This is a genomic window from Acinetobacter sp. 226, assembly GCF_048147925.1.
Lineage (GTDB): Bacteria > Pseudomonadota > Gammaproteobacteria > Pseudomonadales > Moraxellaceae > Acinetobacter > Acinetobacter pecorum.
Genome location: NZ_JAYWYX010000003.1, coordinates 58,969 through 73,817, shown reverse-complemented (window position 1 = coordinate 73,817; position 14,849 = coordinate 58,969). Strand labels below are relative to the sequence as shown.

Sequence of the window (14,849 nt, the reverse complement as noted above, 5' to 3'; positions counted from 1 at the left end):
CCATTAGGAGTTCGAATATGAACTTTTCAGTTTATTGGCAACACGCTGATGCAGTCAGTAAAACGCTGTATTTTGTGTTATTGGCAATGTCGATTGCGACATGGACCATTTTTGTGCTGCGTTTGATGGGCACTCGCCAATTGAAACAGATTGCCTATGCTCAGTTATCTCAGGCATTGGAAAAACTGAAAACCAAACTGGCTCCTTTGGGCTTTGAACAGCGTAAGGCAGTGGCAGAACAGGCGCTGTTACGCCAGATTTCAGCAGAGAAAGCCAATGCCGAAAAAGGTGTATCGGTTCTTGGTACAATTGCTTCAATTTCACCTTTTGTCGGTTTGTTCGGTACGGTATGGGGAATTTTCCATGCACTGGTTGCGGTTGGTAAAAGTGGTCAGGCTGGCCTTGCACAAGTAGCAACCCCAGTCGGTGAGGCCTTGATTATGACCGGATTGGGTCTGGCCGTCGCGATTCCTGCGGTACTGGCATATAACATCTGTGTGCGTATGAATCGTGGCCTGGCACATGAACTGCAAGATCAGGCGCATGGTCTGTTGATTGATACCATGCTGCAACAGGAATCTGCTGCAAAAAAATCTGATGCGCAGATTACGCAACAAAGTTTCGTGGGAGGTCAAGCTTAATGGCTTTTCAACTGGGTGAAGACAACGATGTAGGCATGAATGAGATGAACCTCATTCCACTCATCGACATTATGTTGGTATTGATGATCATCTTTCTGGTGACAGCAACCGTTGCGAACCCGTCAATTCCATTAACCTTGCCACAAACTACTGCGGAAATTATCGATCTGCCGCCTGAAAATGTCACCATCAGTATCAATGCAGAAGGTGACATTGCCTGGAATGGCGATGTACTGACGTTAGAGCAGCTTGAAACCCGCTTCAATGAAGCCGGACAGTCTGAACGTCAGCCGACGATTGTGCTGAAAGCAGATAAAGAATCACGTTATGATGCGGTGGCGCAAGTCATGTCGCGCGCGAGTGGAGCCGGACTCAGCGATATCGCTTTTGCAACTGATAACTAAGATTCAGTGAGTAAAAAAAGCGACTGATTGCAGTCGCTTTTTTTATGCCTATTTTTCATGAAACTTAATGAGTTTTTAACAAGGTTGTAAACTTACTGCGTAATTTGTTCAATTTTGGTGGAATGGCAAAATTGCAATAGCCTTGAGTGGGATTCTTGGCAAAGAAGTTCTGATGATATTCTTCTGCAGGATAAAAAGTCGGGGCAGGGCTGAGTTCAGTCACGATATTGATACCATCGGCTTTCAGGGCATCAATCGCCTGCTGTGCCTGTTGTTGTTGCTCATCATTCAGATAAAAAATCACAGAACGATATTGGGTGCCAACGTCATTGCCCTGACGGTTCAAGGTTGTTGGATCATGGGTTGCAAAAAATACATCAAGTAACTGTGTATAACTGATCTGGTTTTCATCGAAATCGATCAGAATCACTTCAGCATGTCCGGTTTCACCCCCGCACACGTCATCATAATTGGGATTAGTCGTATGGCCACCTGCATAGCCACTCAGAACCTGCTGGACTCCCTGGATTTGTAAAAATACCGCCTCAGTACACCAAAAGCATCCACCACCGAAAAGTGCTTGTTGCATGGTTGATTCCTCATTCAATTGAAATAGGCTGATGGTTTAATTCTAGCCCACCAGTATGAAAGATAAAAAAGCCTGTAAATGCAGGCTTTTTGTAGGAGGCTTATTAGCGTGGCTGAACCGCACTTTCCAGCTGGATTAACAAGTTGCCATGTCGATCCAACAGTTTCAATGTTTTTCCATATACTTGATAATGCGTCACTTTGCTTAAAGCTTCATTAAATTTTTGATCTAGTTGACCATTATTCATACAGGCCATGCGTGTAGTGGCCATTTGACTCAAATTCAAGGTGTCTTTACCCGCTGTATAGCTGCCCATGATCCGGTTACAGCCATCTGAACCTGAAACACGCTGGGTGCTGGCATCAAATTGCAGGCTTGGAATATTGCTTGCTGCTGGTACTGTCTTGATTTCAGTATTGCCAATCTGGGTAGCGATCCAAGTGCGATTCTGCAAAAGTTGTAAATGATTCGCGGTTTGTGTGGTGGCGGTAGATGGGACAGTTTCACAACCCATGACCGTTAAGACCGAACCTAAAATGGCGATGGCAGTTAATTTTTTTAGCATGAGAGATACCCTGATCATAGATTAGCCATTTGTATCTAAACAAAAAAATGATTAAGGTTCCAGTTGATTTTGTATCTTTATTGAAGTGGATATTACTGTAGAGTTATCACATGTCTGGTTTTGGCAGGCCCTGCCGGATCAGATGTGAATAATCCTGACTGGACAGCTCGGCGGTCTGTTTCACCCGTGGATTAACGTGTGCTCGCTGATACCAGGTATGCATATCCCAGGACTGATCCAGTACTTTCAGATCATAAAGATAGTTCGGTAAATAGCCGGAGGCAAGTAACCGATAATCTGAGGGCAATTGTTGTTGCGAAACTGCCTGCACCATATCAAAGACCAGCGTAGTACAGTTACTGGTCAGGGTGTTGTACCATTTCGGCTGTTTGGCCAGTGCATCGACCTGATGGAGATATTCCACAAATAATGCTTTGGCTTGAGCTTGTGGCATCTTTACCGGAAAGAAATAGACCTGTTCGCCGCGGACATTGCTGCGAGTATAAATGATATCCTTTTCGTCCGATGCCACCAGACTCAATTCATATTTTCGGAAAAAGCCACCTATCGCTGAAAAATTCTCATTCTTCTCCTTGCGGATTTCAATCGAAAAGGTGAGTGGCTTTTGATTAGCAAAATCGAAGCTGACCAGAGTATGAGCAATTTTTGGTCCCATCCAGTAAGACGTGATGATATTCACTCCGGTAATCTGGTTCAGATCAAAACTGCGGCTTTCCCAGCGCTCAGTATAGCGGCCATCCGGTTGCCAGTCGAAATTACGGATATTGTGCAGGGTGACCAGATTGCCTCGCTGTTCATAGGAGAGCAGCCTGGAAACTTCAGGGTTCCAGTCACGATCCTGACGTGGCTCCATGCTGAAGTAAGCCAACAAGCTGAACAGAAAGGCCAGCAGATAGAGTACGGTATCCACCTGGCGGGAAATCAGATGCCGAGTAAAATAAATTCCGAGAACAACCAGTGCAAATGTGAGCCAAAGACCTATCAGAATTATGCTGCCAATTTTACCCAAAGGCTGTTGTACCCAGAGCATCAGGCTTAACCACAAGCTTGAACACAGGACAAATAAACTAAACAGACTGCCGAGTAACCACAGGCTCCAATGCTTTTCCGGTTTTTTGCGTCCTTGCATGCTCAATCTTTTATAGAAAATAGGCTTTATTTTCTGTATGTTGCGAACTCAAATGCAATACCGGATTTGTCATCAATATGTTGTTCTGATGCAACTTTTTCAAACTCGGCCGGAATCTCCGGGTAATAGGCATGACCTTTTACATCCAGTTCGACATGGGTGAGTTCCAGACGATCAGCGATATCCAGGGTCTGTTTAAATATTTCGCCGCCGCCAATAATATAAATGGACTTCGGATTTTCCGAGGCTTTTACATCTGCTACAGCCTGGTTCAAGGCATCCTCAATCGTATGCGCAACTTTAGTGCCTTCAAAAGACCAGTCGGCATCCTGGGTAATCACCCAGTTCACACGTTTGGGCAGGGCACGGCCCATGGATTCAAGCGTTTTGCGACCCATCACAATTACGCCGCCCTGAGTGATTTCCTTGAAATGTTTAAGATCTGCGGAGATATGCCAAGGCAGGTCGTTGTCCTTGCCAATACAGCGCTGCTGATCCATTGCCACGACGTGTACAACTTCTAAATCTTGAAATGACATGTATTGAATCCTTCTCATCAAACCCAAAGTTCTTCGTGTAATGTTTTACTTGTACGAAGGAAAGGTTAAAAATCTATATTGACTGCCTTCATGCTTTAGGCCCGGGAATATATTTTGCAAGGGAGAGGCGTCATGCATGGTAAAAGGCCTTTCCCTAGCCCTCTCCTGGGAGAGGGGGAACTTTATAATAAAGAATATTAAACAGCGACAGGTGCTTTGATACCTGGATGTGATTCATAACCGACAATTTCAATATCTTCAAATTTAAAATCGAACAGGTCTTTGACTTCAGGGTTCAGTTTTAACTGGCACAGGCCAAGTGGCTCACGACTTAATTGTAATTGTGCTTGTTCAAAGTGGTTGGCATATAAATGGGTATCGCCACCGGTCCAGACAAAATCACCGACGTCCAGATCACAGACCTGCGCAATCATATGCGTCAGCAGGGCATAGCTGGCAATGTTAAACGGGACGCCCAAAAACACATCAGCACTACGCTGGTACAGCTGGCAAGAGAGTTTGCCGTTATGCACAAAAAACTGGAACAGGGTATGACAAGGTGGTAATGCCACTTGACCCGCTTCATTCGGATTCCAGCCAGAGACAATCAGACGACGTGAATTTGGATTGGTCTTGATTTCATTGATCAGCCATTGGATCTGGTCAAAACCGTCCTGTTTATAGCTGCCATCTGGATTTTTGGTTGCGCCAAAGTTACGCCACTGATGACCATATACCGGACCAAGTTCGCCTTCAGGACGGCCAAAACGCGCTGTCTGTTCCGCAGTTGCCCATTCATCCCAGATCGTGACTTTGTTGTCCTGAAGATACTTTACATTGGTATCACCTTTCAGGAACCACAACAGTTCAATCACGATAGAACGGAAATGAACTTTTTTGGTGGTGAGTAGGGGAAATCCCTTAGAAAGATCAAAGCGCATCTGATGACCAAATACCGAGCGTGTACCTGTTCCGGTACGGTCGCCTTTATCGCCGCCGTGGTCGAGGATATGTTGTAGAAGGTCAAGATATTGGCGCATAGGTCTCTCTTAAAATTTGTTGAAAATTGCTTTTCTTTGAACTGAGCAACTCAAAATTGCGTTCATCATAACATTTTTTTTAGTAGTTCCGCATAGCGATAAAACTGATTCAACCAGAGAGTAAGCGCAGTAAAAAAGGCATCCTTGAGAGATGCCTTTGAATGGTTCAATTTATTTTTTTTAAGCGGTGGGTTGGCCCGTATGAACGGTATGAATCAGATCAGACAGGTCATAACCCAGTGATTGTGCATAGGCCAGATATTGCTGTTTGGTGGCTTCATCCAGCGTTGGTTTACGATGTAGTAGCCATAGATATTTCATATGCGGCTCCCCGACCAGAGCAGTTTCATACTGTTCATCCAGTTTGAGCACCCAGTAATCTCCTTTGGTAAAAGGCACCCAGCGCAAACCCTCAGGCAAGAAGCTGACTTCCAGCTTGCCATGCTCTGCATCAACAATACTGGCCTCTCCAATTGCTTCATCCAGCTTTCCAGCACCATCCAGACAACGATTCTGGACCCGAACAGTACCATCTTCATTCAGGCTATAAACTGCAGAAATATCAGTGCTGTCTTCAGGTTGGTGCTTCATCGGCAAACGCGCGATTTCATACCAGGTTCCTAAATAATGTTCCAGATCAAAATTAGAAACAGTGGCTAAATCCTGAGTCATTTTTTTCTTCTCCGTTCACTTCAATGATTTGTACTGAATCAATCTAATACATCAGCTAAGGCTTAAAGCGATGTAATCCTGTAGAAAATTGTTATCCTTTTTTTCGATAAGTAAAATTGGTAATAGCGCTGCCTATAAATAGTTAAGAGAATAAATATAGGAGGAAATCTGAGATTGTAATAATTTAATTTGAGGGGATTAATATTAAAAAAAACTAAATTAAATCTTATTTTTTATAAAAAATTTCCTAAAAATAATACGAAAAAAAATAATAGTTTAGTTTCATTAAACGAACAATAGAAAAATTTTATTACATATTGAATGTGAAAAATAACATTTAACCGGCTAGTATTCTCCGTTCATTAACAAATGAAAGCCGATATTTACGGCGTGGAGTAAAAGGTAAAGCATGGTTTATGATCAACCAATGGACATGAGTGCAATACATGCACCTGCTCAAGCGAACATCATATTACGTTCTAAGGCTGAACAAAATCCCAAAAAACCTTCAACAGGTTCTATCCATAAAGCCGTAAGTTCAAGCAACGGTCATCGTATCAATATCGAGAAATTCACAAGCTATTTGCAGGGTATTACCCGTCGAACCAGTACCCAAAAATGCGCGCGCAGTATTCGTGTCGGGCTGCAATCTTCGGGTGCCAAAATCGTGAATCATCCGGTCGCCGCTGCAGACTGGGGAAATACCCTGATGCAATTGGGTTATAAGAAAATTAATGCTTCTTTTGACCGCCCTAAAAAAGGTGATATCTATATTATTGATCGTACCTCAAATCATAAATATGGACACATTGCAGCATATTCAGGAACTGCCTGGGTATCAGACTTCAAGCAGAATAGTCATGCAATCTATCGCACCAAAAACCTGACCTATAGTTACTATCGTCTGGAAACATACTTCTAAAAAACTGTGCAAAGTTCACTCTTTGAAACGTTTCGCACGGTTTTCATAGACTGAGACTATAAATAGTCCAATCGCGGTAAAACCAACACATTGCAGACCCAAAGCAAATTTTGTCCATTGCGCATGTTGCTCGGGCAAATAGCCGAATAGGGTAATTAAGGCAATGATTGGAATGACCCGGCTCAAGGCATTAAAGCCATTTGCATAGGGATTGGACTTCGAAATTTTCAGACGGGAATGGTGCAGTAAATGCACAGCAATTCCAATCGCTAAACTCACGCCAACAAATACCGAACCTAACTGAGCCACAGTTGATGCTGCATAAATCAAGATACAGGTCGCAATAATGACCATCAGCTTGATTTGACGGCTACAGCGTTCTGAATACCAGAACTCAAGCATGGGGTGAACCCGAATCTGATTTGTTCTGATTGAGCAGGGACAGGGGAGAAAACAGGCAAATCGCCAGAGCCATAAAGGCAATACCCTGCGCGCCTGGAATCAGGATTTCACCCTGCTGCATGTTCATAAAAACTAAAGCAAGCAATAAGGCAATTGGAATCCAGGTCAGGAGTCTATACAGCAAACCAGTCGGATTTTTACTGGCAAAGTGGATTTTACAGTAACGGCAAATCAGAAAAACAATGCCGGTACCCACAAACATCAGAATCGCATCTAAGGGCAGCGGCTCCATCCAGTACAAGCCTGCAGCTGCCATGGCAATCACAATAAAGATCAACAGTTTTTTGAAAACAGATACCTGCGGATTAAACCAGAACTCAAGCATAATAATGAAAGAATAGAAGAGATAATCGGCACTTTAGCATATTTTGGATATAAAAAAGCAAGGCCTCTGCCTCGCTAAATTCAGCTCTTTTCTTAGCTGTTTTTTTGTGGACCCCAGTCATAAATTTTCTTCTGGTAGGCATACCACATCATCCACAAGCCAATCAGGATCATTGGCAGGCTCAGGAATTGTCCCTTGCTCATCCAGCCAATAAACAGCTGGCCATTGTCCGGCTCACGGAAGAACTCGACCACAAAACGTGCCAAGCCGTAACCGATCAGGAACAGTGCCGAAACTGCCATACGCGGACGCGGCTTGGAACTAAACCACCACAGCACAATAAACAGGATCAGACCTTCACACAATGCCTGATAGAGTTGAGATGGATGACGCACCAGTTGCAGCGGATCGGTCGGAAAAATCATGCCCCAGGCAAAGTTTGGATCGGTCACCTGACGGCCATACAGTTCACCGCCAATAAAGTTACCAATCCGGCCAAACATCAGCCCTGTCGGCACGCAAGGTGCGATAAAATCCAGGGTCTGGAACCAGGTCATCTTATATTTCTTGCACCACCACAACATGGCCAGAATCACACCGAGGAAGCCACCATGGAAACTCATGCCGCCAGTCCAGATCTGGAAGAGCCATAAAGGATCGGCCAGGAACTGGGAAAAACCGTAGAATAAAACATAGCCTACACGGCCACCAATGATTACACCCAAAGCACCAAAGAAAATCAGATCCGAGACCATATCTGGCGTCCAGCCACGCTGTTTAGCGCGATAGGTTGCCAGTCCCCAGGCAAATAGAAAAGCCAGGAGGTACATGAGTCCATACCAGTGGACTTGCAAAGGCCCGAGCGAAATCGCAACGGGATCAATGTTTGGATAGGTGAGCATTCCTGTTCCTTGTGATTCTGTTTTGCACAGATTTTAGCTGAAAGCAAAGAAAAATGTTGTACATTCAATGTGTAAAGATCGAGGGCATCAATTATGTGTATTGTGGCACTGGCTTGGCAGGTTCTGGATCAGACCCCAGTATGTCTGATTTCAAATCGTGACGAGTTTTATCAACGTCCCACGCATGGCTTATATGAATGGGAAAATAGTCCGATTATTGCTGGACAAGATTTACAGTCTGGTGGTACCTGGATGGGCATTACGGCTTCAGGAAGATGGGCGGTGATCACCAATTTCCGCGACGGACAGGACAAAAAATACTATCCAACTTCACGTGGACATATTATTCAAGACTTTTTAAATTCTGACTTAACTCCGATTCGTTTCGCGCAAGATCTGGAACAGAGACAGTGTGATTATGCTGGTTTTAACCTGTTTGTGGGAGACCAGCAGCAGGCGGTGTATATGAGCAATCGCGGGGAAGCACCGCACGTACTGGCCCATGGGGTCTATGTCGTTTCAAACGGATTGATGAGTGAAGACTGGTACAAGACCCGGCATTTGCGGAAACGCTTTACCCAGGAACTATTACCGATGCTGCAACAACAAAAGATTGCAGAAGCGGAGCTGTGTCATGCAGTCTGGGATATTTTGGAAGATGAACGCAAGGTGATTCCGGAGCTGTTGCCAGATACCGGTATCTCAGTGGAAATGGAACAACTGCTGTCTTCGACTTTTATCCAGAGTCCGGCCTATGGTACCCGTTGCTCCAATTTTTTGAGAATGCAGCAGGGACAATGGCACTGGATCGAAAAGTCACAACAAGGTGCGACCGCAGGCCAAATTATTGAAAAAATAATCAAACTAAAATAAGTGTCAGATATAAAAAATGCCGACATCTGCCGGCATTTTTTCACAATCGCTGTTTATGCTGTCGCTTGCTCCAAAGCTTCACCCGCAATAGCACCGCCATCTTTACGGGTAATCACCACAGTCGCAGAGCGAGGTACTTTGCCTAAACGGCTATAACGCTCGCTTTGGTTGGCTGGCCATGTACCCCCTGGATGCTGAACGTTGACGAAAATCGCCTTGTAGTCCGGGGTAATGGTCACACCGGTAATTTCACAGCCTGATGGGCCGGTGAGGAAACGGCGAACCCGATCATTCTTCAGCTTGGCACCAACAAAGGTTGCTTGTCCTTCTGCCTTGGTGCTGGCAGCAAGCGCTTTGGTTCCATCCCCTACTTTACCTGGCAGTGCTGCCAGCATCATACAGTTGGTTTCATCGGTATACTGACCATCATCGGTCTGAATCCACAGAATCCCGCGCGGATCGAACCACATGCCATCCGGGCTGGAGAAGTCATTTAGATCATCCAGACCTGACAGGTTGATGTTGGATGCAGCACGTGCTTCTGCACCGAACAGGAAGATATCCCAGGCAAATGCAGTGGCATTGACCGTATTCTCAGTTTCACTAAAACGGATGATATGACCATTCATATTGCCTGAGTTGCTGGCACTTGAACCCTTGAAATCAATATAGCTACGCGGATTGGCCGCATCAGTCGGGTAAGCACGCCCACGGTTACCGTTGTTGGTCAGCGTTACATAGACTTCGCCATTTTCCGGGTTTACTGCTACCCATTCCGGACGGTCCATTTTAGTGGCTTGAACATAGTCGGCTGCCAGACGTGCATGCACGACAATATCTGCCTGGTCTTTAAATGGATACACCGGATTTGATGCATCCAGGCCATTTTTACCATGGCTGAGTTCTAGCCATTGACCGGTACCATCCTCCTTGAACTGGGCGACATATAAGGTGCCTTGATCCATATATTTATCACCGACTGCATAACCGCCGTTGACGTCTTTAGGATCCCATTTTGCATCCGATACAAATTTGTAGATATATTCACCGGTTGCATCATCCCCCATATAGAATGCGAGCGGCTGACCGGGTACAGGATTACTGCAACGGCAATCTTCATGGGCAAAACGACCCAAGGCAGTACGTTTTACCGGACGGGCACTGGCACTGAACGGATCAATTTCAACAATAAAACCACAGGTATTCATGGCATTGCGATAGTCAGTAAGGGCACTGCCATCCGCCTGTGCAGTAATATTCCAGCGGTCATACAGATCGCGCTCACCCGTCAGTTCAGCATCGGTTTTATCCCAGCGATACTGGCTGGTTGCCGGACCGCCACGACCATAACGCGACAAAGCAACTTGTTCGGCATCTGTACGTACATCGCCTTCGTCACGGGAGAAATAGCCGCTCCAGTTTTCTTCCGCGGTCAGATAAGTTCCCCACGGGGTATAACCATTACCACAGTTGGCAAAGGTACCGCGCGTCAGGGTGCCTGCAGGCGAAAAACGGGTTTTCATCAGGTCTGAACCGCGTGCCGGACCACGTAATTCCATTTCAGTGGCAGCGGTAATACGGCGGTTAAATGGTGAGTTCAGGTTGATTTTGACGGCCTGGGTGTTCGGGTCTTTCTGGATTTCGACCACCGATACCCCGTGTGCATTCACTTCACGTAAAATCTGGTCTTCAGGGCGTTTACCATCTACCGTAATCGTACCGCCTGGCGTGTGTAACTGCGATTGTTGCAGATACTCATGGTTCAGCACCAACAAACCTTGTTGTGACTGTTTTGCAGCATAATTTTTTTTCTGTGGATCCATACCGAAGAAGGACATGCCGTCATGGTTATCCCCGGCACGGAACTGATAAGAAGCGCCTGATGGAAGTTCTGTATCCAATTTTTCTGGCACACTGCTATTGATTGGATCGCCGACGGCATAGAGTACATTTAACTCATAGCCTTCTGGCACCGTAAAAAAGTTCTGGGTGTTTTTCTTGACCGCTTTAAACGAGAACTTGCTTGGACGTTGCGCCAGATCGCTCCAGGCGTGCTGATCTACTGGTTTTTCATTGGCTGGTGGTGTTTCTGGTACAGAAGTATCATCGTCATTGTCATCTGAACAGCCACTGACCGACGCAGCAAATGCCAATGCCATGGCACCACTGCCTGTTTTTGCAATAAAGCTACGGCGGTTCATATATTGATTCAGGATCGTTTGGAAGTGGGTATTATTGGAATTATTACTGTCTTCAACCAGATCCTGGCAAGGTATCATATCTTCGTTTTTCATTTTAAAGTCCCAATTAAAAAGTAAGTGCTTGGTGGTGTAGAAGTTTTCAATACCTTAAGCTTGGGATGTGACAGTAATCTTAAGAAAATATGACATTAAAATTAAATAAATCAGTGTTTTATTAATTATATAAAATAAAAAGACAGCCAAGGCTGCCTGAACAGATAGATGAGTTCTTGTTTTGGCGGGTTGTTATTATTCGGTCTTTAAACGACGTTTTTCGATCAGTTTTCCTGCCAGTAAACCCAGTTCAAACAGTAGCCACATGGGAACAGCCAGCATAATCATCGACAGGGCATCTGGAGGTGTGACGAACATTGCCACAAAGAAGCAGCCTACAATAATAAAGCGCCGTTTCTCGATCAGCGTCTGTGTTGAAACTGCGCCAATCAGGATCAGAACCAGGGTAATAATGGGGATTTCAAAGGTAAAACCAAACACCAGAAACAGCTTTAAACAGAAGCTGAGATAACTGTTGATATCGGTCATCGGGGCCACAGTTTCCGGCGAAACACTGATAAAAAAATGCAGTATCGAAGGTAATGCCACAAAATAGGCGAAGCTGATGCCGGTATAAAACAGTACGATACTGCCGACCAAAAGTGGCAAGGCCAGACTCTTTTCCCTGGCATACAGTGCAGGCTTAATAAAGCTCCAGAGCTGATACAAAATAAACGGCATCGCGATCATCAGCGCGACAAAGAAGTTCAGCTTAAACGGTGCCATGAAGGTTGCGGTGACATCCGTGGCAATCATGGTCGAGCTGGCGGGTAATTGTGCCCGTAGTGGTTCAGACAGCCTTTGATAAGTCTGATTGGCAAAGGGCAGTAGACAGAAAAACAGGCCAATCAGGATCACAACCACTTTAAAAAGATGCTTTCTTAATACCACCAAATGCTGGGTGATTGGCATCTGTTCCAGATTCAGCGCTGCAGCATCATTGGAAGCTGGTGTAGTTGGCAAGGTTGTCATACGGCCACCTTTATATCTGTATAGCAAGGTTTAGACATTACGTTTTGAGTTTGAGGTAAATACACGAAGGATACGGGCTGTTGCACCGGCTGATAGCTGAGCAAGGGCTGAGCAGACTGAGGTTTTATTTTTAGTTGATCAGCTGCAATCGGCTGCTGTAAATCTGCCATTTGTGCCTGCATCCTGGCTTCCAGCTCCTGAATCCGTTGCATTTCAGCTTGCATCTGTTCACGCAATTCGGACAGGCGTAATTCACGATCAAGGTCATTCTGAACATTGCTCACCATACGCTTGATCTTGCCGTACCATGTTCCGACAAAACGTACTGCTTCCGGAAGCTTGTCTGGCCCAAGAACCAAAAGTACAATAATTCCGAAAATCAGCAGCTCGGTCATTCCAATATTGAGCATAACGAACTCTTAACTTTTAGTTGAATGTTCAGAGGTTTTGACCTGGGCATCAATGGTACGTGGCTCTGCAAGCTTGGCCTGTTCAGCCTCTTCATCCTTGACTGATTTTTTAAAGTCTTTAATCGCGCCGCCCACGTCTTTACCCAGATTTTTAAGCTTGGATGTGCCAAATAATAAAATCACCACAATTGCAAAAATCAGCACATGCCAAATTGATAATCCTGCCATTAGTTTATCCTCTATATTTCATGCACCTATCTCAGCAGGCTTGTATGACAGTGGAGTGACGCTTTGATGACAGTTTGCCGACACGGCAGCAGGGGAATGAATCACTCATATAAAAAATTTCGTAATTCAATGAAAAACATACTGTGCTAGCATACAGCCTGATATGAAAATCTCAGCAGCATTGTCATGGCCTTGATTCTTCCCCTCCTGTCTTTTTTGACTGGTTATTGGGGGGTGCAATATTTAAAACCGATTCGACCTTTTTTGGCTGCTTTATTGGCGCGAGTACTGATTCCAGTACTGATTATCTACAATATGGTGTTTTACCAAGAGGGCAGTTTGTGGCTGATTGCCTTCAGCTTTTTCTGTTCCTGCGTATTCTTTGCCTTGTTTTATTTCACCCTGAAAAATAAACTGCGTGCCTTATGTTTGAGCTATTTAAACGGGGCGTGGCTGGGGATTCCTTTTGCACTGGCAGTTTTTGGCCCGCAAGCGACCAGTACCGTGGTGGCCCTATACATCGGTGGTTCCTTGTTTGGCAATGTCTGTGCGGTAATGGCAGTCAGTGAAGCCAGACAAGATAGTGGCTATATTTTAAAAAATGTACTGCTCTCACCACCTGTGGTGGCACTGTCGGTGGCAGCTCTATTATCATTTTGGGATTTGAGTCACTGGCAGCAAGTGCCTTGGATAGAGATACTGTATCAGGCCAATAAAGTGCTGGTGACTTTTAGCGGCATGTGTGTGCTGGGAATGTGGCTGAGCAATGTGCGGATCAGCCGCTTCGATTTAATGCGTAGTCTGCAACTGATTTTTTATAGAGGGCTGTTTGCGGTTTTGCTGTGTGTTGCCGCTTATTATTTACCTATTCCGCAGCAGACGCTGACTTATGCGGTAATGCTGATGTTCTTTTTATTGCCGCCTGCGGCCAATATTGTGGCACTGGAAACCCATTATCAGGGAACAGGCCATTCCGCCAAATATATTGCTTCGGGGACTTTGGCCAGCGCGATCTTGATTGCCTTATATGGGGCAGTCGTGCATGTATTGATGCCGGGATTATAAAAACATAAAAAGGTTCTCTCACCCCTAGAGAGAGTTAGAGAGGATGTAAAAGCTTTAGAAGGATGATTTTCCCTCTCCTTTAAGGAGAGGGTTAGGGAGAGGTGTATTTTAAAAATCCCTCACCCCAGCCCTCTCCCAAAGGGAGAGGGGGTAATGAGAGGCGGAACTTACTTCGCCAAACTTGCCTTGAACAACTGCATCGCCTGACCACGATGACTGATTTTATTCTTTTCTTCTTTGCTCATTTCTGCACTGGAAATTCCCAGTTCTGGTAACCAGAACAAGGGGTCATAGCCAAAACCATTTTCACCACGCGCAGCTTCCAGAATTTCCCCGTGCCAGATACCCTGAAAGACTTGCGGTAAGGGATCTTCGGCATGTTGGACCAGTGCCAGTACACAAACAAACATACCCTCAATTGCTTCACCCTCTTGGCGTAAGGATTTGAGATCGGCCAGCAGTTTTTCATTATTGGCGGCATCGTTGCCATGCTCACCGGCATAACGAGCCGAGTAAATGCCGGGAGCGCCTCCGAGAACCGGCACACAAATGCCTGAATCATCTGCAATAGCAGGTTTTCCGGAAATTTTAGAAGCATGACGTGCCTTAATAATCGCATTTTCGACAAAGCTTAGACCATCTTCGATCGCATCTTCGATATTCAATTTTCCCTGGGCCACGACTTCAACCGGCAGTTGCAGCTCGGCAAACAGTTTTTCAAACTCGGCAATTTTACCTTTGTTATTACTCGCCAATACCAGTGTACCTTGGGATAACCAGTCAGTTGCAGCCATGT

At 45.2% G+C, this 14,849-nt stretch carries 19 protein-coding genes; 5 read left to right on the top strand and 14 right to left on the bottom strand.

Going from position 1 to position 14,849, the window contains the following annotated elements; all coding sequences use genetic code 11:
* Positions 1–17 precede the first annotated feature (17 nt).
* Together VXP95_RS01815 and VXP95_RS01810 are read left to right on the top strand one after the other, a co-directional pair.
* Positions 18–641 carry a MotA/TolQ/ExbB proton channel family protein gene (locus VXP95_RS01815; RefSeq protein WP_064094843.1) on the top strand — a complete coding sequence of 208 codons (624 nt, stop codon included), beginning with the start codon at positions 18–20 and terminating at the stop codon, positions 639–641.
* Positions 641–1,045, top strand: a complete 405-nt coding sequence (locus VXP95_RS01810; protein WP_416680442.1) for an ExbD/TolR family protein — start codon at positions 641–643, stop codon at positions 1,043–1,045. The genes VXP95_RS01815 and VXP95_RS01810 overlap by 1 nt, the downstream gene beginning before the upstream one ends.
* 64 nt (positions 1,046–1,109) lie before the next feature.
* Here the strand turns inward: VXP95_RS01810 and msrA are convergent, their stop codons facing one another.
* From msrA to VXP95_RS01780, 6 genes are all read right to left on the bottom strand, one after another.
* Entirely contained in the window at positions 1,110–1,634 is a 525-nt protein-coding gene (gene msrA / locus VXP95_RS01805) for a peptide-methionine (S)-S-oxide reductase MsrA (RefSeq protein WP_416680440.1), read from the bottom strand.
* 103 nt (positions 1,635–1,737) lie between these two features.
* The gene (locus tag VXP95_RS01800) at positions 1,738–2,199 is read right to left on the bottom strand and encodes an META domain-containing protein (RefSeq protein WP_064102240.1); all 462 of its coding nucleotides are present in this window, start codon (positions 2,197–2,199) and stop codon (positions 1,738–1,740) included.
* 106 nt (positions 2,200–2,305) lie between these two features.
* Positions 2,306–3,349, bottom strand: a complete 1,044-nt coding sequence (locus tag VXP95_RS01795; protein ID WP_416711277.1) for a DUF4105 domain-containing protein — start codon at positions 3,347–3,349, stop codon at positions 2,306–2,308.
* Between the two features lie 26 nt (positions 3,350–3,375).
* Entirely contained in the window at positions 3,376–3,888 is a 513-nt protein-coding gene (locus VXP95_RS01790) for a dihydrofolate reductase (RefSeq protein WP_416711276.1), read from the bottom strand.
* 197 nt (positions 3,889–4,085) lie between these two features.
* Positions 4,086–4,928, bottom strand: a complete 843-nt coding sequence (thyA, locus tag VXP95_RS01785) for a thymidylate synthase (RefSeq protein WP_144724539.1) — start codon at positions 4,926–4,928, stop codon at positions 4,086–4,088.
* A 180-nt stretch (positions 4,929–5,108) separates the two neighbouring features.
* On the bottom strand, positions 5,109–5,600 hold the full coding sequence (locus VXP95_RS01780; protein WP_416711275.1) for a lipocalin family protein: 492 nt from the start codon (positions 5,598–5,600) through the stop codon (positions 5,109–5,111).
* A gap of 409 nt (positions 5,601–6,009) precedes the next feature.
* Between VXP95_RS01780 and VXP95_RS01775 the strand changes: the two genes are divergently transcribed.
* On the top strand, positions 6,010–6,522 hold the full coding sequence (locus VXP95_RS01775) for a CHAP domain-containing protein (protein WP_416680435.1): 513 nt from the start codon (positions 6,010–6,012) through the stop codon (positions 6,520–6,522).
* A 15-nt stretch (positions 6,523–6,537) separates the two neighbouring features.
* Here VXP95_RS01775 and VXP95_RS01770 read toward each other — a convergent pair whose 3' ends face one another.
* The 3 genes from VXP95_RS01770 to lgt all read right to left on the bottom strand — a co-directional run bounded on the left by VXP95_RS01770 (position 6,538) and on the right by lgt (position 8,211).
* Positions 6,538–6,924: a hypothetical protein gene (locus tag VXP95_RS01770; protein ID WP_144724541.1), complete on the bottom strand. Its 387-nt coding sequence runs from the start codon at positions 6,922–6,924 to the stop codon at positions 6,538–6,540.
* The gene (locus tag VXP95_RS01765; protein WP_416711274.1) at positions 6,917–7,309 is read right to left on the bottom strand and encodes a hypothetical protein; all 393 of its coding nucleotides are present in this window, start codon (positions 7,307–7,309) and stop codon (positions 6,917–6,919) included. The genes VXP95_RS01770 and VXP95_RS01765 overlap by 8 nt, the downstream gene beginning before the upstream one ends.
* 92 nt (positions 7,310–7,401) lie before the next feature.
* Complete coding sequence (lgt, locus tag VXP95_RS01760) at positions 7,402–8,211, bottom strand: prolipoprotein diacylglyceryl transferase (RefSeq protein WP_064094832.1); 810 nt, start codon at positions 8,209–8,211, stop codon at positions 7,402–7,404.
* Between the two features lie 93 nt (positions 8,212–8,304).
* Between lgt and VXP95_RS01755 the strand changes: the two genes are divergently transcribed.
* Positions 8,305–9,084, top strand: a complete 780-nt coding sequence (locus VXP95_RS01755) for an NRDE family protein (protein ID WP_416705515.1) — start codon at positions 8,305–8,307, stop codon at positions 9,082–9,084.
* Between the two features lie 53 nt (positions 9,085–9,137).
* Here VXP95_RS01755 and VXP95_RS01750 read toward each other — a convergent pair whose 3' ends face one another.
* The 4 genes from VXP95_RS01750 to tatA all read right to left on the bottom strand — a co-directional run bounded on the left by VXP95_RS01750 (position 9,138) and on the right by tatA (position 12,988).
* Positions 9,138–11,378, bottom strand: a complete 2,241-nt coding sequence (locus VXP95_RS01750; protein WP_416711273.1) for a PhoX family protein — start codon at positions 11,376–11,378, stop codon at positions 9,138–9,140.
* Positions 11,379–11,573: 195 nt separating this feature from the next.
* On the bottom strand, positions 11,574–12,350 hold the full coding sequence (gene tatC / locus VXP95_RS01745; RefSeq protein ID WP_416705517.1) for a twin-arginine translocase subunit TatC: 777 nt from the start codon (positions 12,348–12,350) through the stop codon (positions 11,574–11,576).
* On the bottom strand, positions 12,347–12,760 hold the full coding sequence (tatB, locus tag VXP95_RS01740; protein ID WP_416711271.1) for a Sec-independent protein translocase protein TatB: 414 nt from the start codon (positions 12,758–12,760) through the stop codon (positions 12,347–12,349). Before tatB ends, tatC begins: the two co-directional genes overlap by 4 nt.
* Before the next feature lie 9 nt (positions 12,761–12,769).
* Positions 12,770–12,988, bottom strand: coding sequence for a Sec-independent protein translocase subunit TatA (gene tatA, locus VXP95_RS01735; RefSeq protein ID WP_416711270.1), 219 nt, complete (start codon positions 12,986–12,988; stop codon positions 12,770–12,772).
* A 186-nt stretch (positions 12,989–13,174) separates the two neighbouring features.
* On the opposite strand from tatA, the gene VXP95_RS01730 reads away from it, so the two are divergent.
* Positions 13,175–14,053, top strand: a complete 879-nt coding sequence (locus tag VXP95_RS01730) for a permease (RefSeq protein ID WP_416705518.1) — start codon at positions 13,175–13,177, stop codon at positions 14,051–14,053.
* 167 nt (positions 14,054–14,220) lie between these two features.
* Here the strand turns inward: VXP95_RS01730 and rdgB are convergent, their stop codons facing one another.
* Positions 14,221–14,847: an RdgB/HAM1 family non-canonical purine NTP pyrophosphatase gene (rdgB, locus tag VXP95_RS01725; protein ID WP_416711269.1), complete on the bottom strand. Its 627-nt coding sequence runs from the start codon at positions 14,845–14,847 to the stop codon at positions 14,221–14,223.
* Positions 14,848–14,849: the final 2 nt, after the last annotated feature.